This window comes from Thermomonospora catenispora, assembly GCF_006363815.1.
Classification (GTDB): Bacteria; Actinomycetota; Actinomycetes; order Streptosporangiales; family Streptosporangiaceae; genus Thermomonospora; species Thermomonospora catenispora.
The window spans coordinates 13,879-33,240 of record NZ_RRYT01000036.1 but is presented as its reverse complement, the minus strand read 5'-3'; the positions used below and the strand labels follow the sequence as shown (position 1 = coordinate 33,240).

Below are 19,362 nucleotides of genomic sequence, written 5' to 3'. Positions count from 1 at the left end.
GCCGGCGCCGCCCGCCCCGTGCGCGATCAGACGTCGGCGGCCAGCTCCTTGATCTTCTCGATCAGGGCGAGGCGGGCCTTGTGGTCGCCGGCGAACGGAGTGACGTTGAGGGTGGTGACGCCGGACTCCTTCAGCGCCGCCAGCCGCTCCTTGACGTGGGACTCGGGGCCGATGAGGGACATGCCGCGCAGCAGCTCGACGGGGACCTTGGCGGCGGCCTCGTCCTTCTTGCCGGCCAGGTAGAGGTCCTGGATCTCCTCGGCCTCCTTCTCCCAGCCGTAGCGGCGGCACAGGTCGTTGTAGAAGTTCTTGCCCTTGGCGCCCATGCCGCCGACGTAGAGGGCGACCATGGGACGGCCGAACTCCAGCAGCTCCTCCACGTCGTCGCCGATGGCCAGCGGGGCCTGGGCGACCACGTCCAGCTCGCCCAGCTCGGGGGCGCGCTTGGCCTTGCCTGCGGCCAGCGAGGGGCCCCACACCTCGGCGGCCTTCTCCGGCAGGTAGAAGATCGGCTGCCAGCCCTCGGCGATCTCGGCGGCCATCTCGACGTTCTTGGGGCCGATGGCGGCGATGTGGACCGGGATCCGGTCGCGGACCGGGTAGTTGATCAGCTTGAGCGCCTTGCCGAGCCCGGTGCCCTGCTCGGGCGGCAGCGGGAGCTTGTAGTACTTGCCGTCGTAGTGGACCCGCTCGCGCTTCCAGACCTTGCGGCAGATCTCGATGACCTCGCGGGTGCGGCCCAGCGGGGCGTGGTAGGGCAGGCCGTGGAAGCCCTCGATGACCTGGGGGCCGGAGGCGCCGAGCCCGAGGGTGAAGCGCCCGTCGGAGACGTAGTCCAGGCCCGCCGCGGTCATCGCCAGCAGGGTGGGGGTGCGGGTGTAGACCGGCAGAATGCCCGAGGCGATCTGCAGGCGCTCGGTCTTGGCCGCGATGTAGCCCAGCTGGCTGACCGCGTCGAAGCTGTAGGCCTCGGCGACGAACACGATGTCCAGCCCGGCCTTCTCGAAGTCGGCCAGCTCCTCGACGGTCTCCTTGAACCCGCCCGCGTAGCTCAGCGGCATCCCGATGCGCATCCGGCGTCCCCTCTCGACATGAACCGAATCAAGTTCTGTTGGGCGTCGAGCGTAACCTCACTCCACCCGGTCACGACACCGGGCCCCGCAGCGCCTCCAGGACCTGCGGGTACAGGGCGGTGCGAATGCGGGCGACCACGCCGCCGTCCTTGCCCGCCAGCTCCGCCGCCCGGGCCACCGCGGTCGGCAGCACCTCCTCCTCGGGGGCGACCCGTCCCACGATCCCGGCGGCCTGCGCCTCCTCGGCGGTGTACCGGCGGCCGGTGACCATCGCCTCGTGCGCGGTGACCTTCGGCAGCCGGGCCTGCAGCAGCGCGTTCATCCCCGGCGTGAACGCCATGCCCAGATCGACCTCGGGCAGGCAGAAGTAGCCGCGTCCGGTGCGCATCACCGACAGGTCATGGGTCAGCACCAGCATCGCCCCGCCGGCGAAGGCGTGTCCGTTGACGGCCGCCACGGTCGGCATGGGCAGCGACAGCATCCGCGCGTAGACCTCGTGGACCCGGCCCAGGTACCACTTCAGCCGGTCGGAGTTGGCGCCGAGCCAGTCCAGGTCCAGCCCGTTGGAGTAGAACTTGCCGGTCCCGACCGTGACCAGGGCGCGCGGCCCCTCGGCCCGCTCGACGGCGTCGAGCGCGCCGAGCACGGCGTCCAGGAAGTCGGGGTGGAAGCGGTTCTCGCCGTGGTCGAAGCGCAGGACGAACACCTCGCCCTCGCGCCGCAGGTCGATCATGCCGGTCTCCTTCCCGTGACGGTCGGCATGACCTTACCCAGCGGTAATCCCTGCGCTCGGCACGACGCCCGTCGCACGAAGCTTGGAGTATGACGACCGTCATGGACAACCCGCGATGCTTATGATGAATGTCATAATCGGTGTCCATGGCATCCGACAGCCGGGAACGCATGGTCCGCAGCGCCGCCTACCTGTTCCGCGAGCGCGGCTACAGCGGAACGGGCTTCCGGGACGTGATCGCGCACAGCGGGGCGCCGCGCGGATCGATCTACCACCACTTCCCCGGCGGCAAGGTCCAGCTCGCCCAGGAGGCGGTCCGCTACGCCGGTGAGTTCCTGGACGCCGGGATCCGGGCCGCCGTGGAGGGCGGCGACCCCACGGCGGCGGTCGACGCGTTCATCGGCTGGTGGCGCTCGGTGCTGATCCGCAGCGAGTTCCGGGCCGGCTGCCCGGTGGTCGCGGTCACCGTCGAATCCCACGACGAGGCGCCGCAGCTCGCCGAGGCGGCGGCCGCGGTGTTCACGCGCTGGGAGGACACGCTGGCGACCGGGCTGGGCAACGCGGGCGTCCCCGACGAGCGCGCCGCCCGCCTGGCCCGGCTGATCGTGGCCGCCGTGGAGGGCGCCACCATCCTGTGCCGGGCGCACCGCGACGTGCGCCCGCTCGACGACGTGGTCGCCGAGCTCAAGGAACTGACCCGCGCCGCCGTCCCGGACCGCTGAACGGCCCGGGGCCGCCCGGCGCGGCGGGCGTCCGCCGGAGGCCCCCACAGACCGTCCCGCCGGTCACGCCGCCGGCCGCGGCCGGCCGGGCCTCGGGCGGAGGACGCCTCGGCCCGGCGGGCGGCGAGGCGGCGGCCGGGTCGGACCGGGCGCCCGCCGCGAGGCCGGCCGGCCCGCGGCTCCCGCCCTGCGGGGGAGGCGGATGTCCTGCGACCGGGCGGCGATCAGCGCGCCGACGGCGACGACCGCGCGGATCCCGCGCACGATCTCCTCCCGCCGCCGCGGCACGGCGGGAGCCCGCTCAGCGGGCCTCCCCCCGCTCCAGCATCTCGGCGACGGCCTGCAGCGCCAGCACATAGGAGTACAGGCCGAACCCGGCGACGGTGCCGTCGGCGACGCCGGCGACCACGGAGGTGTGCCGGAACTCCTCCCGGGCCGCCGGGTTGGAGATGTGCACCTCCACCAGCGGCGCGGTCCGCTGGGCCAGGGCGTCGCGCAGCGCGTAGGAGTAGTGGGTGAAGGCCGCCGGATTGATCACGATCGGCAGCCGCGAGTCGGCCGCCTCGTGCACCCAGCCGACCATCTCGGCCTCGTCGTCGGTCTGCCGCACATCCACGTGCAGGTCCAGCCGGCGCCCGGTCTCCCGGCACAGCGCCTCCAGGTCCGCGAAGGTCTGCACCCCGTACACCTCCGGCTCGCGGGTGCCGAGGCGGCGCAGGTTGGGACCGTTGAGCACCAGAACGTGTCTCACTCGGCGATCTCCTTGTAGGCGGCGGCCAGCAGCTCCTCGTCGGGGCCCTCCAGCCGGCCGGGCCGGGCCAGTCCGTCCAGCACCACCAGGCGCAGCGTGGCGCCCCGCGCCTTCTTGTCCACCCGCATGCCCTCGCGCAGCGCGGGCCAGGCGTCGGCCGGATAGGAGACCGGCAGCCCCACGGAGGTCAGCACGGCGCGGTGCCGCTCGACGGTCGCCTCGTCCAGCCGCCCGGTCAGCCGGCCCAGCGCGGCGGCGTAGACCATGCCGATGGCGACCGCGTGACCGTGCCGGAAGCGGTAGTCCTCGGCCTTCTCGATGGCGTGCCCCAACGTGTGGCCGTAGTTGAGGATCTCCCGCAGCCCGCTCTCGCGCAGATCGGCCGAGACCACCTCGGCCTTGACCCGCACGGCCCGCTCGACCAGCTCGCGGGTGTGCGGCCCGGCGGGCGAGGCGGCGCCGGCGGGGTCGGCCTCGACCAGCTCCAGGATCTCCGGGTCGGCGATGAACCCGGCCTTGATCACCTCGGCCAGGCCGCTGATGTAGTCCCGGCGCGGCACGGTCGCCAGCGTCGACAGCTCGCACAGCACCCCCGCCGGGGGGTGGAAGGCCCCCACCAGATTCTTGCCCTCGGCGATGTTGATCCCGGTCTTGCCGCCGACCGCGGCGTCCACCATGCCCAGCAGGGTGGTGGGCACCAGCACCGACCGCACCCCGCGCAGCCAGGAGGCGGCGGCGAACCCGGCCAGGTCGGTGGCGGCGCCGCCGCCGACGCCGACGATCGCGTCGCTGCGGGTGATCCCCAGGCGGGCGAAGTCCGACCACAGCCCGGCCAGCACGCCGATCTCCTTGGCCGCCTCGCCGCGGGGGACGGGCAGCGGGTGCGCGGCGCAGCCGGCCTCCCGGAGCGTCCGGCAGACCCGCTCGGCGATCTCCGGCAGGCCCTCGTCGTGCACCACGGCGACGGTGCGGACCCGCTCCCCCAGCAGGCCGGGCAGCTCGCCCAGCACGTCGGCGCCGATGACGACCTCATAGGGGCTCGCGCCGCGCACTCCGATCCTGGTGGCGCTCACCGGGCCTCCTTCGTCAGCGCGGCGGCCAGCTCCTCGACGACCTCCGCCGCCTCGCGGCCGGTGGTGTCCACCGAGATCGTCGCCAGCCGCTCGTAGATCGGCAGCCGTTCCTCCAGCAGCTTGCGGAGCCGACTGCGGGGGTTGAGCGCCAGCAGCGGCCGGGCCGAGGCCAGACCGACCCGCTTGACCGCCTCCGACAGGCTCACCTGCAGGTAGACCACGACATGGCCGGACAGAGCCCGCTGGGTGCCCGGGTCCAGGATCGCCCCGCCGCCGAGCGCCAGCACCCCCTCGTGCTCGGCCAGCGCCCGGGCCACGGCCTCGCGTTCCAGCGCCCGGAAGCGCTCCTCGCCGTCGTCGATGAAGATCTCGCTGATCGGCTTGCCGGCGACGGCCTCCACGTCGGCGTCGGTGTCGCGGAACGGCAGGCCCAGACGTTCGGCCAGCCCCCGGCCGACGGTGGACTTGCCGGAGCCTGGCGCGCCGATCAGCACGGCCGCGGGTCGCATCATGACGGTCCCTACTTGATCGTCAACGAGGACAGGTAGCCCTGGGCGTTGCGGGCGGTCTCCTCCACCGAGTCGCCCCCGAACTTCTCCAGCACGGCGTCGGCGAGCACCAGCGCCACCATCGCCTCGGCGACCACTCCGGCGGCGGGCACCGCGGTGACGTCGCTGCGCTGGTTGATGGCCTTGGCGGGCTCGCCGGTGACGACGTCCACGGTGTCCAGCGCCCGCGGCACGGTGGAGATCGGCTTCATCGCGGCGCGCACCCGCAGCACGTCGCCGGTGGTCATGCCGCCCTCGACGCCGCCGGCCCGGTTGCTGCGGCGGCGGATGCCCTCCTCGGTGCGCTCGATCTCGTCGTGCGCCCTGGAGCCGGGGCGGCGGGCGGTCTCGAACCCGTCGCCGAACGCCACGCCCTTGATCGCCTGGATGCCCATCAGCGCCCCGGCCAGCCGGGCGTCCAGCCGGCGGTCCCAGTGCACGTGGCTGCCCAGGCCCGGCGGCAGCCCGTAGGCCAGCACCTCCACCACCCCGCCGAGGGTGTCGCCGGCCTTGCGCAGCTCGTCGATGTGGGCGACCATCTCGGCGCTGGTCTCGGGGTCGAAGCAGCGGACCGGGTCGGCGTCGATCGCGGCCAGGTCGGCGGGCGTGGGCCGCAGCCCCTCGGGGGCCGCCACCTCGCCCAGCTCGACCACGTGGCTGAGCACCTCCACGCCGAGCGCCTGCCGCAGGAACGCCTTGGCGACCTCCCCCAGCGCCACCCGCGCCGCGGTCTCCCGGGCGCTGGCCCGCTCCAGCACCGGGCGGGCGTCGTCGAAGCCGTACTTCTGCATCCCGGCCAGGTCGGCGTGGCCGGGGCGGGGCCTGGTGAGCGGGGCGTTGCGGGCCTGGTCGGCGAGCACCTGGGGGTCCACCGGGTCGGCGGCCATCACCGTCCGCCACTTGGGCCACTCGGTGTTGCCGACCTCGATGGCCACCGGGCCGCCGAGGGTGCGGCCGTGCCGGATCCCCCCGACGACGGTGACCTCGTCCTGCTCGAACTTCATCCGGGCGCCCCGCCCGTGCCCGAGCCGGCGGCGGCGCAGGGCCTCGGCGATGTCGGCGGAGGTCACCCGGACGCCTGCCGGGAGCCCTTCGAGGATCGCGACGAGGGCCGGGCCATGGGACTCTCCGGCGGTCAACCAGCGCAGCATGCGGTCGATCCTATTGAGTTCCGGCCGGTGTCCGGTGCGCCGGTCCGCACCGTGAGACGCGGCGGCGTTAGCGTCTGCGGGGACGACGACCCCTGGAGGAGCCGAATGCCGAACCGCGAGGAGCTGTCCGGCCGCATCGACGAGCACGTGTTCACCAGCGAGCTGCTGCGCGGCAATCCGCTGGGCGATCCGCACGAACGGCCGCTGTGGGTGTACGTGCCGCCCGGTTACGACGAGGAGCCGGACCGCCGCTACCCCACCGTGTACGTGATCATGGGGTACACGGGGCGGCTGGAGATGTGGTGGAACCGGATCCCCTACCGCGATCCGTTCCCCGCGGCGGCCGACGCGCTGTTCGCCCGGGGCGAGGCGCCCGCGGCGATCCTGGTGTACGTGGACGCGTGGACGGCCTACGGGGGCAGCCAGTTCGTGGACTCCCCCGGCACCGGGCCGTACCACTCCTACCTGTGCGAGGAGATCGTCCCGTGGGTGGACGCGCACTACCGGACGCTGCCCGACCGGGACCACCGGGCGATCGCCGGCAAGTCCAGCGGCGGGTTCGGCGCGATGATCACGCCGATGCTGCGGCCGGACCTGTTCGGGGCGTTGGCCACCCATGCGGGGGACGCGCTGTACGAGTACTGCTACCTGCCCGAGTTCGCCCGATGCGTGCGATACCTGCGGCGCTACGACGGGGACATCTGGGCCTGGTGGGCGGACTTTCGCGGCCGGACGGCCTTCACCCGCGAGGAGGACGAGCCGCTGCTGATGGTCCTGGGCGTGTCGGCGTGCTTCTCGGCCCGGGACGACGGCACCCCCGAGCTGCCGTTCGACCCGCGCACCGGGGTGCTGCGGCCTCATCTGTGGCGGCGGTGGCTGGACCTGGACCCGGTGCGGATGGCGCCGCGGCACGCGGACGCGGTGCGCTCGCTGCGGGCGGTGTGGATCGACGGCGGGACGCGCGACGAGTGGTACCTGGACGTCGGCGCCGAGGCGTTCCGTCAGGCGATCGTCGACGCGGGGCTGCCCGAGGAGCGGATCCGCTTCGAGCTGTTCGAGGCCGGGCACGGCAGGATCGAGTACCGCTATCCCCTGGCGCTGGCCTGGCTGTGCCGCCGGATCGCCCCGCGGGACGCGGGGTGAGCCTCCCGGCGGGCCCGGGCGGCGCGGGCGGGCGACGGGTGCGCGGGCCGAAGGTCAGGCGGGCCAGCCGGGCGCCTGCCAGGCGATGACCGCGAGCGCCCCGGCGACCATCGAGGGGCCGAAGGGGATCTGGGAGCCGCGGCGGGCGCGCCGGGCGAGCAGCAGCACCGCGGCGACCACGGCGCCGACGAGATGGATCGCCAGCAGGCCGAGCACGGTCGCCGCGGGCCCGAACCAGCCCAGGTACAGCCCCAGCACGCCCATCAGCTTGACGTCGCCGAAGCCGAGCCCGCCGGGCAGCGCGAACCACTGGGCCGCGTACAGCAGCCACAGCACGCCCATGGTGGCCACGGCCTGCAGGTAGCGCGCGCCGCCGTCCGCCGTGAACGGCGCCGCGGTGCCGAGCAACGCGGCGGCGATCGGATACGACGGCAGCGTCAGCGCGTCGGGCAGCCGGCGGGTGGCGGCGTCGACGACGGCGAGCGGGACCGCCACCGCGCTCAGATAGACGAACGCCGCCGTCTCCGGGCGCGGCCCGAACCGCCAGCACATGACGGCGACCGCGGTCAGGGTGAGGACGGCGGTCAGGACGGGACGGCGGGCGGCGGGGGCGAGCGCCGCCCATCCGCGCGGGGCGTCCTCCGCGGAGGAGGCGGCCTCAGCCGGAGGCGACACGGCTGACGGTGAGCTCGACCCCGCCGACGATCCGGCCGCGCAGCAGCTCGGCGAGCCGGTCGGAGACCCGCTGGACGGTGGCCCGTTCGTCGTGACCGGGCAGGATGCCGCAGCTGATGGCCAGCTCGGCGGACCGGCCCGGCCCGACCCGCACCCCGCGGACCCCCTCCTCGCCGCCGAACGCGGCGTCGACGGCGGCCAGCACCTCGGGGTCCTCGTGCGGCGGCGGCACCGGGCGGCCCTCGGCCAGCAGGTGCAGCCGCAGCCCGTCCACCGCGAACGGCACCGGGCCCGCCACGTCCACCACCAGGGCGTCGGCCCCCTCCTGGAGGGCGGCCCGGCAGGCGTCGACGGCCGTCACCGGCACCGGCCGGGCGTCGGGCCGCCAGCGTTGCAGGGTCTCCAGGCAGGTGAAGCCCAGGAAGCCGCGCCGCCCGTCCTCGCCGATCAGCGTGGGGGTGGCCATTTCGCTGGTCTTCTCCCGGCGCGGCTCGCCCGGCGCGACGTCCTCCTCCTCGGTGAGGATCGCCACCACCGGGACGAGCAGCCGGGCCGCGGCGAGCTGCTCCAGAACGGCGTGCTCACCGGCCCGCCCCGCCTCGTAGGCGGCCAGCGCGTCCCGCAGCCCGGGGTGGGCGCCGCCGTCGTCGTCGGGGAACTGGGGTCTGATCAGGGATGGTCCGGACACGCCTGAGAGCGTATACGCCCCCACCGCCGCCGACGGCCGCCGCGGGCCCCTCCGCATGCCGGGGGCTCCCGGAGGGGGCGCCGCGGCGGTGGACTCAGCCCAGGTCGGCGATGGCCGCCACGGGTCCGCCCCCGGAGGGGCCCTGGTGCACGGCGGCGACCGACACGAACACGGCGGGATCCCCGGTGACGCTGGCGGCGACCCCGCCGACGCACGCCTTGATCTGCCGGTGCCAGTGCACGTCGGAGTCGTCCAGCATGATGTTGCGGCGCCCGCGCACCCGGCCGCTGGGGTCGGCCTCGCACTTGAGGAACACGTTCACCAGCCGTCCGTCCAGGTCGTCGGGGCGGGGGCGCTCGGGCAGCTCGATGCCGGAGGAGCGGATCGCCTCCCAGATGCCGTCGGCGTCCAGCGCGTCCCTCATCACCGAGTGGCCGATGCGGTACCGGCCGCCGATGCCGCGGACGTTCCCCACCAGCACGATCTGCGCCCGGTCCAGCTCCACCCCCGAGGAGCAGGACGCCACCGACGAGTACAGCGACAGGTCGCGGTGGATCTGCTCGGCGGCGGGCATCTCGATCTCCCCCAGTGCCACGGCGATGCCGAGGGCGGTGGTGGAGTTGGAGACGTCCATGGACTTGAGGGTGTCCTCGGTGACCACGTCGCGGCCCCGGCTCTTGGCGTCGTTGACGGCGTCCAGGGTGAGCAGCGGGGTCTTGGTCTGCACGTAGTGGACGTCGGCCGGATCGTCGATCCCGGCGACCTTCATGGCCTCGCGGACCCCCGCGGCGACCTTCTCCACCATGGCGGGACGGCCGATGTCCTCGGGCAGGATCACCTCGCTCATCGCGATCCCGACCGACAGCCGCGGCTCGTCAGTGGCCGGGGCCCGGGCCGGGTCGACGGAGGCGAAGATCGTCGCATGCGGGCTGAGCACCCCGTCGGTGCCGCCCGACCACACCAGCGGCACCTCGGCGACCTCCTCCGGGGTGCGGGCGCCCTTGGCGATGAGCACCTCCCGGAACGCCCGATCGGCGAGGATGCGGGTGTAGTCGTTGACGCCGCCGTTGCCCTCGGTCTTGCCGATCACGGCCAGCACCCGGTCGGCCTCGATCACCCCGGCGTCGATGAGCTCGGCCAGTCCGGAGGCGTCGGCGACGTGCTTGATCGGCACCTTGCGCACCTCGATCGGATCGGGCGTCGCGTGAGGCATGCGCTCAGTCCTCCTCGATGACGGTTCCGGCGTCGCCGTGGACCGCATCCGCGATGCGGTCCAGCGCGGTGATCACGGCTCGCCGCCCGCCGCCGGCGATGAACCGCAGCGCGGCCTCGACCTTGGGGGCCATGCTCCCCTCGGCGAAGTGCCCGGCGGCGGCCAGGGCGCGCAGCTCCTCGGGGGTGACGCGGGTCAGCGGGCGCTGCCGGGAGGTGCCGTAGCCGAGCATGACGTGCGTCACGTCGGTGGCGATGATCAGAGCGGCGGCGCCGATCCGACGGGCCAGCAGCGCGGCGGCCAGGTCCTTGTCGATGACGGCCTCCACGCCGTGCAGGGAGCCGTCGGCGGCGCGGGCCACCGGCACTCCCCCGCCGCCGGCCGCGACCACCACGTGCCCGGCGGCCATCAGCGCCTCCACCGCGGAGACGTCGAGGATCTCCAGCGGCTCCGGGGAGGCCACCACCCGCCACCAGCCGCGCGCGCCGAACGACCGCCAGCTCTCCCCGCGGGCGATGAAGGAGCGGGCGGCGTTCTCGGAGAAGTACCGGCCGATCGGCTTGCTGGGGTGCCGGAAGGCCGGGTCGGCGACGTCCACCAGGGTCCGGGTGATCACGGTGGTCACCGGGCGGGGCGCGCCGCGTTCGGCGAGCGCGTGCTCCAGCGCCCCGACCATGAGCATCCCGATGGTGGCCTGGGTCTGCGCGCCGCACCAGTCCAGCGGCACCGGCGGCACCACCCGGACGGCCAGCTGGTTCTTGATCAGCAGATTGCCGACCTGGGGGCCGTTGCCGTGGGTGAGGGCCACCTGGCGCCCTTCGGCGATCACGTCGGCCACCCGTTCCATGGCCACCCGCACCGCCGCCTCCTGATCCCGCGGTGCCGCGCTGCCGTCGGGGGCGGTCATCGCGTTGCCGCCCAGCGCGACCAGCAGCCGTTCGCCCGAGGTGCCCACCTGCCGAAGGTAGCCCCGGCCGGGCGGGCGGCTCATGGGCGAAATCCGCCTAACGGAGAGCGCTGTTTCGGCAGGTTATGGCCGATGAGGCGCTGAGGAGACCGGGCCGCCGCGGCCTCGGCGGGGTCCTCGCCGCGGCCGCGTCCTCCCTCACCGCAGCCGCGACAGGCGGGCGACCGCCTCGTCGATCACATGGTCCCGCTTGCAGAACGCGAACCGCAAAAAGCGCGCCCCCGCCTCGGCGCGGTCGTAGAAGACCTGGGACGGGACGGCCACCACCCCGGCCTTGTCGGGCAGCGCGCGGGCCAGCTCCATGCCGTCGGCGAACCCGAGCGGACGGATGTCGGCCTGCACGAAGTAGGTGCCCTGCGGTCGGAACACGGTGAACCCGGCGGCCTCCAGCCCGGTGATCAGGCGGTCCCGTTTGGCCTGCAGGGAGGCGCGCAGCCCCGCCACCCAGGCCAGCTCGTTCTCCAGGGCGTAGGCGACCGCCCGCTGGTAGGGGGCCGAGGCGGTGTAGGTGAGGAACTGCTTGACGGTCTGCACGGCCCGCACGTACCGGGCGGGCGCGGTGACCCAGCCGACCTTCCAGCCGGTGACCGAGAACGTCTTGCCCGCCGAGGAGATCGCCACGGTCCGCTCCCGCATCCCTTCCAGCGAGGCCAGCGGCACATGCTCGGCGTCGTCGAACGTCAGGTACTCGTACACCTCGTCGGTGACGGCGATCAGGTCGCGCTCGCGGCACAGCTCCGCGATGACCTCCAGCTCCTCGCGGGTGAACACGGTGCCCACCGGGTTGTGCGGGGAGTTCACCAGGATCATCCGGGTGCGGGGGCCGACCGCGGCGCGCAGCTCGTCGGGGTCGAAGGTGAACCGGCCGCCCTCGGGCCGCAGCGTGACCGGCCGCCGCACCGCCCCGGCCAGCGCGATCATCGCCGCGTACGAGTCGTAGTAGGGCTCGAAGACCACCACCTCCTCGCCCGGTCCGGCCAGCGCCAGGATCGCGGCGGCGACGGCCTCGGTCGCCCCCACCGTGATCAGGACCTCGCCGTCGGGGTCGTAGGCGAGCCCGTACCGCTGCGCCCGCTGCCGGGAGACGGCCTCCCGCAGCTCGGCGACGCCGGGCCCGGGCGGGTACTGGTTGTCGCCGTCGCGGATGGCGGCGGCGGCCCGTTCCAGCATCGGCCGCGGACCGGGACTGTCGGGGAAGCCCTGACCGAGGTTGATGGCGCCGGTGCGCACGGCGAGAGCGGTCATCTCCGCGAAGATCGTGGTGCCGAAACCCTGCATGCGGGACACGAGTGGCTCGCTCACGCGGCAAGCCTACGGGCCGCGGGCCCCGCCGTCCCACGACGGCCCCGGATCCGCGCACGCCTCGCGCGCCCCGCGCGTCCCGCGTGCACGGCCCGTCCCTCTGGCCCGCGGTCGCCCCGCCGGGTCCGGCCCCGCGCGGGGCCGCCCGCACCGGGGAGGGGTCAGATCCAGCCCATGTCCTCGGCGGCGCGGACGGCGGCCAGCCGGTTGCCGGCGCCGAGCTTGGTCATGGCGCTGGACAGGTAGTTGCGGACGGTGCCCTCCGACAGGTGCAGCGTCGCGGCGATGCGGGGGGCCTCCACGCCCCTGCCGATCAGGCGGAGGATCTCGCGCTCCCGCTCGGTGAGCGGGTTGTCGCCGGCGGCCATGGCGGTGGCGGCCAGCTCGGCGTCCAGGTAGCGGCCCCCGGCGTGGATCTTGCGGATGGCGGCGGCCAGGTCCTCGGCGGGGGCGTCCTTGGCGATGAAGCCGCGGACCCCGGCGGCCATCGCCCGCCGCAGATAGCCGGGGCGGCCCAGGCTGGTGAGGATGCACACGGCGCAGCGGGCGCCGGACTCGTGCAGGCGCTCGGCGACGGTCAGCCCGTCCAGCCCGGGCATGTCGATGTCCAGCACGGCCACGTCGGGGTCGTGGGCGGCGACCGCGTCCAGGACCCGGTCACCGCGGCCGACCTCGGCGACCACCTCCAGGTCGGGCTGCAGACCGAGCAGGGCGGCGACGGCACCGCGGATCAGGTGCTCGTCATCGGCCAGCAGGATCCGGATCACGCCACGCTCCGCAACGACTCGTCGGCGCCTTCGGACCGCCCCGGCAGCGGGACGACCGCCCGCAGCAGGAACCGGCCGTGACCGGTGTGCTCGGCGGTGAGCGTGCCGCCGACCGCGGCCAGCCGTTCGGTCAGGCCGGTCAGCCCGGTGCCGGAGCCGTCGGCCGCGGGGCGGGCGCCGTCGTTGGTCATCTCCAGCACCACCGACCCGTCGTAGCGGGCCAGGGTGATGTCGCAGCGGCGGGCCTCGCTGTGCTTGAGCACGTTGGTGGCGCCCTCGCGGACCACCCAGGCCAGCGCCCCGCCGATCTCCTCGGGCAGCCCGCCGGGGTCCTCCGGCACGGTGCAGCGCACTCCGGCGGCCTCCAGCACGGCGCGGACGCCAGCCAGCTCGCTGTCCAGCTCCACCACCCGATAGCCGCGGACCGCGGCCCGGACCTCGCGGAGCGCGTCCCGGGCGGCGGTCCGCACATCGGCCATCTCGGCGCGGGCGCGGGCGGGGTCGGCCTCGGTCATCCGGATGGCCAGCTCGCTCTTGACCGCGATCAGCGACAGGTTGTGCCCCAGCAGATCGTGCAGGTCGCGGGCGAAGCGCAGCCGCTCCTCGGTGACCGCCAGCCGGGCCTGCGCCTCACGGGCGGCGTGGACCTCCTGCATCACGTCCCACAGCCACTTCTGCGCCATGTTGCCGCCCACCGCCAGGCCGCAGATCACCATGCACATGAGGAACATCACCGGCCACATGAACCAGTGCGCCCGCTCCCAGGAGGCGACCACGCTGAAGGTGGCCATCAGCGCCGAGGTGCCGACGCAGACCAGGAGCAGGTTCCGCAGGCCGGGCAGGCACAGCACGGCCGCCGACGCCCAGAACGGCCCCACCATGATCCACATCGGGCTCTCGAAGACCATCAGGGCCAGGGCCGCCGCCAGCAGCGCGCTGACCACCAGCTCCCGCACCGGGGCGCGGCCCTGCATCCCGGCCCGCGCCAGCCGCATGTACAGCACCGTGAAGGCCGCCAGCCCCGCCACCAGCAGCACCACCAACGGAAGGCCGATCTCCCCGTCGGTGTAGAGCATGGCGGTGTTGACGCCGATACCGACGGCCAGGCCCACGCTCGCCGCGCCGAAGGTGCCCTCGGTGATCCGGCGCGCCGTCTCGAACCTCCGGGCCGCGCGCTCGGCGATGTCGGCCGAGGTTCCCGTCTCCTTCACGTCGCCCACACCCTTCACGATCCCGTTCAGCGTAACGGCCGTCGAGCGTCCGTCGCAGCGGCCGGATCAGCCGCGCCGGGGCTCCCACCGGAAGTACCGCCGGGCCAGCCACGCGCCCGCCGCGCCCCAGGCCGCCAGGGCGAGCAGGGAGGGGGCGCAGGCCGCCCAGCCCTCCACCAGGCCGAGCGCCGCGTGGTCGCCGCCGACGGTGTAGTCGCGCCCCAGGTAGGCGGTGCGCAGGATCTCCACGACGGGGGTGAGCGGCATCGCCCGGCCGACGGCCTGCACGAAGGCGGGCATGTCGTCCAGCGGGAACATGAACCCCGACAGCCCCATCGACGCCAGCAGCATCGGCAGCACGGTGAACTGCGCCATCTCCGCGGTCGCGGTGACCCCGGACAGCGCCGCCGCCAGCAGCGCGCACACCGCCGCGCCGCCGAGCATCCCGACCAGCAGCAGCACCGGGTCGGCGGGCGGGCCGCCGTCCAGCACCGTCACGATGATCGCGATGAGGACGGCCGACTGGGCGAAGTACATCAGCACCGCCCCCAGCACGCTGCCGCCCAGCACCTCCAGGTCCGACAGCGGGCCGCTGCGCAGCCGCTTGAGGGTCAGCTCCTCACGGCGGGCGGTGAAGCCGGTCGTCAGGTGGATGAACACCGCGAAGATCAGGAAGAACGCCAGATCGCCGGTGCCGGTGTACAGCACCGCGTCGATCCCGGCGGTGGTGTTGCCGTTGCCCGAGCCGACCACCAGCATCACGGCGAAGAACGCGGGGATCCCCAGCACCCCGAACATCGCGCTGCGGTTGCGCCACATCAGGGTCAGGTCCAGCCGGGCCAGCCGCAGCATCCGCCGCAGCATCGGCCGCAGATCCGCGCGGGCCGCGGCGGGGGCGGCGGCCCGGCTCCGGGTCGTGCTCATCGATGCGCCTCCTCCTCCACCGCCGGGTGTCCGGCGACCTGCAGGAAAACGTCCTCCAGCGACGCGCTGCGGACCTGCAGCCCGGCCAGCTCCAGCCGGCCGGCGTCGGCCCAGTCGAGCAGCTCGCGCAGCACGCCCTGCACGCTGCACCCGGTCAGCGCGTAGGTGGCGACGGGCCCGGCCGGGGTGGCCGACACCCGGGGGGCGACGCCGCCCACCCGCGGCAGCTCGGCGACGGAGATCTGCGCGGGGATCCGGAAGTCGATGCGGTCGCCGTGCCCGGCCAGCACCTCGGCGACGGTGCCGGCCACCCGGACCTCGCCCTCGTGCATGATCGCCAGCCGGTCGGCGAGCTGCTCGGCCTCCTCCAGGTAGTGGGTGGTCAGCAGCACGGTGGCGCCGTCGGCGACCAGGCCGCGGACGATCCGCCAGGTGGTGCGGCGGGCCTCGGGGTCCATGCCGGTGGTGGGCTCGTCGAGGAACAGCACTCGAGGGCTCGCCGTGATCGCCAGGGCCAGGTCCAGCCGCCGCTTCTGCCCGCCCGACAGCTGCCGGACGCGGACGTCGGCCTTGTCGGCCAGGCCCACCTGTTCCAGCACCTCCTCGCGGGGGCGGGAGCCGGGCACGACGTCGCGCCACACGTCGACGGTCTCGGCCACGGTCAGGTCGGGGAACAGCCCGCCCTCCTGCAGCATGATCCCCATGTGCGGGCGGACGGCGCGGCGGTCGCGGTGCGGGTCGCGGCCGAGCACCCGGACGGTGCCCGCATGGGCGGGGCGGAAGCCCTCGATGGTCTCCATCGTCGTGGTCTTGCCGGCGCCGTTGGTGCCCAGCAGCGCGAACAGCTCGCCCTCGCGGACGTCGAACGACACGCCCCGCACGGCCTCGAACTCGCCGTACCGCTGGTGCAGCCCGGCCACCTCGATGACGGTGTCGGTGTTCATGTCCCCAGGATCGGTTCCGGGCGGAATGCGCAGTAGTCGCCGCTGTCACCGATCGGGGCCGCGGCTGTCAGCGAAGGCGCATGACAGTTGTCATGTCATGCTGGGGGCATGCGCGTGGCACTGTGTCAGATCCCGGTGGGCGACGACCCGAAGGAGAACCTCGGCCAGATCCGCGCGGCCCTGGAGAGGGCCGCGGGGGCGGATCTGGCGGTGTTCCCGGAGGCGGTGCAGGTGCGTTTCGGCAACGCGCTGGCCGAGGTCGCCGAGCCGCTGGACGGGCCGTTCGTCGGTGAGCTGAGGGAGGCGGCCCGCGAGCACGGGATCGCGCTGATCGCCGGGGTGTTCGAACCCGCCGGCGACGACCGGGTCTACAACACCGCGGTGGCGATCGACGGGACCGGGGAGCTGGTCGGGACGTACCGCAAGATCCATCTGTTCGACGCGTTCGGCGACCGCGAGTCCGAACGGGTCGCGCCCGGCGACGCCCCGGCGGTGGTGGAGCTGGCGGGTCTGCGGATCGGCCTGATCACCTGCTATGACGTGCGCTTCCCCGAGCTGGCGCGGGCGCTGGTGGACCGGGGCGCGGAGGTCCTGGTGATCATCGCGGCGTGGGCGCAGGGGGTGTTCAAGGAGGAGCACTGGACCACGCTGGTGCGGGCCCGCGCCATCGAGAACACCGCCTGGGTGGTCGCCGTCGACAAGGCGCCGGACCGCACCCCGCCGCCGAAGGGCGCCCCGGGCGGGGTGGGCCGCAGCATGCTGGTCGATCCGATGGGGACGGTGCTGGCGGACCTGGGGCCGTTCGCGACGGTGATGACCGGGGAGATCGACACGGCGGTCACCGAGCGGGTCCGCCGGATGCTGCCGTCGTTGGCGCATCGCCGCCGCGACGTGTTCTGACGCCCGCCGCGGCGCTCCTCTCCGCGGCCCTTCGCGTCCGTCCCGGCGCCCCCCGATCCGGGCCGGGGGCGGATCGGCGCCGCGCCGCCCGTCAGGAACGCAGTGAGATCGGGGACAGGAACGTGTTGCGCGGCCCCTCCGACAGCGGGCCGGGGGCGGGGGCGCGCTCCATCCGCAGGTCGACGCCGATGGCCCGCCCCAGGGCCTCGATCCGGGCGGCGACCTCGTCCCACGGCAGGCCGTCGTCGAACGGGGCGACGGTGACGACGCCCGCGTCGGCGTCCAGCTCCCACACCCCGGCGGCCGTGCCGTCGCGGACGACGACCGAGGTGGCGTTGCCGCTGCCGTCGTAGACGCGGGGATAGTCCCGGGGGCGGACCTGCCGGACGCGCCCCTCCGGACCGGTCGCGTACCCCATGAAGTAGCAGTCCCACACCGGCAGCAGCCACACCCCGCGGCCGTCCTCGGGGGCGAGGGAGGTGAGGGCGTCGAGCTCGTCGGTGAGGACCAGGGCGTCCCCTCCGTCCAGCGACACCGGCGTGGTCTCCTCCCCCAGGGCGGCCAGCGCCGAAAGCGTGTCGCGCTTGGTCCAGCCGGACCACCACGCAAGGTCGGCGGCGGTCGCCGGGCCGTAGGCGCGCAGATAGCGGCGGGCGACCTCGACGCGGGCCTCGGCGGGGTCCATCTCCTCGGCCGGGGCGCCGAGCCAGTCGCTCCACCGGGCGTAGGAGTACAGGTCGCTGCGCCAGGAGCCGCGCACCGTGGCCCGCACGATCCGGCCGTATCGGGCCAGCAGCGCCACCGTCATCTGCAGGGCGCCGGAGCCGCCGGGCAGGTCGCCGCCGAGGGCCCTGCGGATCTCCTGGACGGTCATCGGAGGACGGCCGGCCAGCGCCGCCTCGATCCGGTCGGCCAGCTCCAGCGTCTGCGCCTCGGTCATCCCGGCGTGCTTGGAGATCCGTCTGAGGGTCCTGTCGCGGGGCTCTCCGGTGCAGGCGAGCAGGGCGGGCAGCAGCGGCAGCGGCTCGATGTAGGTCATCCCCCGCATGGCGCGCAGCCGGACCGCACCGCGTTCCGCGTACAGCTCGCGGTCCAGGTCGGCGAGCCGGAAGGAGGGGATCCGCGCCGCGCACGACAGGTAGCAGGTCGGGGCGGTGCCGTAGATCCCGCCGGTGGCGTCGAGGACCTCCGGGACCGACCCGAGCCCCTCCCCCGCCAATCCCTGCTTGAGCGACACATGGGCTCGCGCCTGCGCCAGGGTCACCGTCGCCATCGTCGCCTCCTCGGGGGGTCGTCTCGCCGATCGTGCCATCGGGGTCCGACGATTCCGGCCCTCCGGGTCCGCGCGGCGGACGGGGATCGGCGGGACGCCCGCTCCTCCGCCGGCTTCCGTCCCGGCCGCCCGGGCCGCCGCGCCCCGCGGAGGCGCGGGCGGGTCACAGCCGGTCGAACTCCGACTCGGTGCGGCCTCCGGACGACAGCCGGCGGCCGGGGCCGCCCTCGGCAGGTGCACGTCGTCGTGGAAGGACACGTCCCCGGGGCGCATCGTCTCGATGGGGAAGTCCCGCACGATCGGGTGCGCCGGCGCCGAGCACGACCGTCCGACGAGCTTGCGCGGCCTCCGGTCGCGGACGCCGGCGCGGAAGTCGTGGGCGTCGCGGATCATCGGCGACCGGGCGGTCCGCGCGACGGCGGTCTCCACCTCCCGTTCCACCGAGGACGGCGGCGGTCCCGGCGGCTCCGGCCGGCGGGCGATCCGGTCGATGTAGCGCCTCATCGTCGGCTTGACCGCGGCGTCCACCGGCGTCGTGACGGCCCGCTCGTACTCGCGGTACTCGCGCAGCGCCTCACGCGACAGCGACACCACCGCCTCGGGGTGCTCGCGGCGCAGCACCTCGCGCATCGCCGGCTCGTGCGCCGGGTCGGCGTAGGAGTGCAGGAAGCACACCCCGATCGCGGTGACGCCCTGCTCGCGGAACCGGCGGGCCGCCGCCACCGCGCCCGCCTCGCCGAACGGGCGGATCTCCGCCCCCGTGCGGTCCGGCCGCCCGCCCGTTTCGGGATAGCGCCGCGGGCACCTATAGGGTGGCTGCGGCCACGGCCGACGGCGAGGAGACCGCCGAACGCGCGACGGGCGACGAAGAGACGCAAGAAGACGGAAAGAGCAGCGATGGCGCTTGAACGACCTGAGATCGACTTCCCCGGCGGCCCGCCGACGCCGTACCTCGACGTCACCGACCTCGTCGAGGGCGACGGGCCGGAGGCCGTCAAGGGGTCGACGGTCTCGGTGCACTACGTGGGCGTGGCCTACTCCACCGGCGAGGAGTTCGACGCCTCGTGGAACCGCGGTGAGCCGCTGGAGTTCCGGCTCGGCGCCGGCCGCGTCATCAAGGGCTGGGACATGGGCCTGGTCGGGATGAAGGTCGGCGGCCGGCGCCGGCTGGTGATCCCGCCGCACCTGGCGTACGGCGACCGCGGTGCGGGCACGGCGATCGGGCCGGGCGAGACGCTGATCTTCGTGGTGGACCTGCTGTCCGTCTCCTGATCGGGCTCCGGCGCGGGCGCCCTCGCCCGGCG

20 protein-coding genes are annotated in these 19,362 nt (G+C 74.4%); 4 read left to right on the top strand and 16 right to left on the bottom strand.

Annotated features, from left to right (window positions below; translation table 11 throughout):
- Positions 1 to 26: 26 nt before the first annotated feature.
- Positions 27 to 1,073, bottom strand: a complete 1,047-nt coding sequence (locus tag EIO00_RS20935) for an LLM class F420-dependent oxidoreductase (RefSeq protein ID WP_140181606.1) — start codon at positions 1,071 to 1,073, stop codon at positions 27 to 29.
- A 70-nt stretch (positions 1,074 to 1,143) separates the two neighbouring features.
- A complete protein-coding gene (locus EIO00_RS20930; protein WP_140181604.1) occupies positions 1,144 to 1,806 on the bottom strand; it encodes an enoyl-CoA hydratase-related protein in 663 nt (220 codons plus the stop codon).
- A gap of 146 nt (positions 1,807 to 1,952) precedes the next feature.
- On the opposite strand from EIO00_RS20930, the gene EIO00_RS20925 reads away from it, so the two are divergent.
- Positions 1,953 to 2,528: a TetR/AcrR family transcriptional regulator gene (locus tag EIO00_RS20925; RefSeq protein WP_140181601.1), complete on the top strand. Its 576-nt coding sequence runs from the start codon at positions 1,953 to 1,955 to the stop codon at positions 2,526 to 2,528.
- 301 nt (positions 2,529 to 2,829) lie between these two features.
- Here the strand turns inward: EIO00_RS20925 and aroQ are convergent, their stop codons facing one another.
- From aroQ to aroC, 4 genes are read right to left on the bottom strand one after another with little or no spacing between them, the layout of a single operon-like run.
- Positions 2,830 to 3,279, bottom strand: coding sequence for a type II 3-dehydroquinate dehydratase (aroQ, locus tag EIO00_RS20920; RefSeq protein ID WP_140181599.1), 450 nt, complete (start codon positions 3,277 to 3,279; stop codon positions 2,830 to 2,832).
- The gene (gene aroB, locus EIO00_RS20915) at positions 3,276 to 4,352 is read right to left on the bottom strand and encodes a 3-dehydroquinate synthase (RefSeq protein ID WP_140181598.1); all 1,077 of its coding nucleotides are present in this window, start codon (positions 4,350 to 4,352) and stop codon (positions 3,276 to 3,278) included. Before aroB ends, aroQ begins: the two co-directional genes overlap by 4 nt.
- Positions 4,349 to 4,864 (bottom strand): shikimate kinase, encoded by a 516-nt coding sequence (locus EIO00_RS20910; RefSeq protein WP_140181596.1) that lies wholly within the window; start codon positions 4,862 to 4,864, stop codon positions 4,349 to 4,351. Before EIO00_RS20910 ends, aroB begins: the two co-directional genes overlap by 4 nt.
- Before the next feature lie 8 nt (positions 4,865 to 4,872).
- Entirely contained in the window at positions 4,873 to 6,051 is a 1,179-nt protein-coding gene (aroC, locus tag EIO00_RS20905) for a chorismate synthase (RefSeq protein WP_140181594.1), read from the bottom strand.
- Between the two features lie 105 nt (positions 6,052 to 6,156).
- On the opposite strand from aroC, the gene EIO00_RS20900 reads away from it, so the two are divergent.
- Positions 6,157 to 7,194, top strand: coding sequence for an alpha/beta hydrolase-fold protein (locus tag EIO00_RS20900; RefSeq protein WP_140181592.1), 1,038 nt, complete (start codon positions 6,157 to 6,159; stop codon positions 7,192 to 7,194).
- Between the two features lie 54 nt (positions 7,195 to 7,248).
- Here EIO00_RS20900 and EIO00_RS20895 read toward each other — a convergent pair whose 3' ends face one another.
- The 9 genes from EIO00_RS20895 to EIO00_RS20855 form a co-directional block, all read right to left on the bottom strand.
- Positions 7,249 to 7,869 (bottom strand): prepilin peptidase, encoded by a 621-nt coding sequence (locus tag EIO00_RS20895; RefSeq protein WP_140181590.1) that lies wholly within the window; start codon positions 7,867 to 7,869, stop codon positions 7,249 to 7,251.
- Positions 7,853 to 8,557 (bottom strand): SseB family protein, encoded by a 705-nt coding sequence (locus tag EIO00_RS20890; protein ID WP_140181588.1) that lies wholly within the window; start codon positions 8,555 to 8,557, stop codon positions 7,853 to 7,855. The genes EIO00_RS20895 and EIO00_RS20890 overlap by 17 nt, the downstream gene beginning before the upstream one ends.
- Positions 8,558 to 8,651: 94 nt before the next feature.
- Positions 8,652 to 9,770: a barbiturase gene (gene bar, locus EIO00_RS20885; protein ID WP_140181586.1), complete on the bottom strand. Its 1,119-nt coding sequence runs from the start codon at positions 9,768 to 9,770 to the stop codon at positions 8,652 to 8,654.
- Positions 9,771 to 9,774: 4 nt separating this feature from the next.
- Positions 9,775 to 10,725, bottom strand: coding sequence for a carbamate kinase (locus tag EIO00_RS20880; protein WP_241661491.1), 951 nt, complete (start codon positions 10,723 to 10,725; stop codon positions 9,775 to 9,777).
- A 150-nt stretch (positions 10,726 to 10,875) separates the two neighbouring features.
- Positions 10,876 to 12,039, bottom strand: coding sequence for a pyridoxal phosphate-dependent aminotransferase (locus EIO00_RS20875; protein ID WP_175596294.1), 1,164 nt, complete (start codon positions 12,037 to 12,039; stop codon positions 10,876 to 10,878).
- Positions 12,040 to 12,200: 161 nt separating this feature from the next.
- Positions 12,201 to 12,806, bottom strand: a complete 606-nt coding sequence (locus EIO00_RS20870; RefSeq protein WP_140181582.1) for a response regulator transcription factor — start codon at positions 12,804 to 12,806, stop codon at positions 12,201 to 12,203.
- Positions 12,803 to 14,026: a sensor histidine kinase gene (locus tag EIO00_RS20865; RefSeq protein ID WP_140181580.1), complete on the bottom strand. Its 1,224-nt coding sequence runs from the start codon at positions 14,024 to 14,026 to the stop codon at positions 12,803 to 12,805. The genes EIO00_RS20870 and EIO00_RS20865 overlap by 4 nt, the downstream gene beginning before the upstream one ends.
- Before the next feature lie 57 nt (positions 14,027 to 14,083).
- The gene (locus EIO00_RS20860) at positions 14,084 to 14,941 is read right to left on the bottom strand and encodes an ABC transporter permease (protein WP_140181578.1); all 858 of its coding nucleotides are present in this window, start codon (positions 14,939 to 14,941) and stop codon (positions 14,084 to 14,086) included.
- On the bottom strand, positions 14,938 to 15,885 hold the full coding sequence (locus EIO00_RS20855) for an ABC transporter ATP-binding protein (RefSeq protein ID WP_140181576.1): 948 nt from the start codon (positions 15,883 to 15,885) through the stop codon (positions 14,938 to 14,940). The genes EIO00_RS20860 and EIO00_RS20855 overlap by 4 nt, the downstream gene beginning before the upstream one ends.
- 108 nt (positions 15,886 to 15,993) lie before the next feature.
- On the opposite strand from EIO00_RS20855, the gene EIO00_RS20850 reads away from it, so the two are divergent.
- Positions 15,994 to 16,785: a carbon-nitrogen hydrolase family protein gene (locus EIO00_RS20850; protein ID WP_140181574.1), complete on the top strand. Its 792-nt coding sequence runs from the start codon at positions 15,994 to 15,996 to the stop codon at positions 16,783 to 16,785.
- Positions 16,786 to 16,876: 91 nt separating this feature from the next.
- Here the strand turns inward: EIO00_RS20850 and EIO00_RS24670 are convergent, their stop codons facing one another.
- Positions 16,877 to 19,078: a winged helix DNA-binding domain-containing protein gene (locus EIO00_RS24670; RefSeq protein ID WP_161602766.1), complete on the bottom strand. Its 2,202-nt coding sequence runs from the start codon at positions 19,076 to 19,078 to the stop codon at positions 16,877 to 16,879.
- On the opposite strand from EIO00_RS24670, the gene EIO00_RS20840 reads away from it, so the two are divergent.
- On the top strand, positions 18,977 to 19,330 hold the full coding sequence (locus tag EIO00_RS20840; RefSeq protein ID WP_277752895.1) for an FKBP-type peptidyl-prolyl cis-trans isomerase: 354 nt from the start codon (positions 18,977 to 18,979) through the stop codon (positions 19,328 to 19,330). The two genes, EIO00_RS24670 and EIO00_RS20840, sit on opposite strands and share 102 nt — an antisense overlap.
- Positions 19,331 to 19,362: the final 32 nt, after the last annotated feature.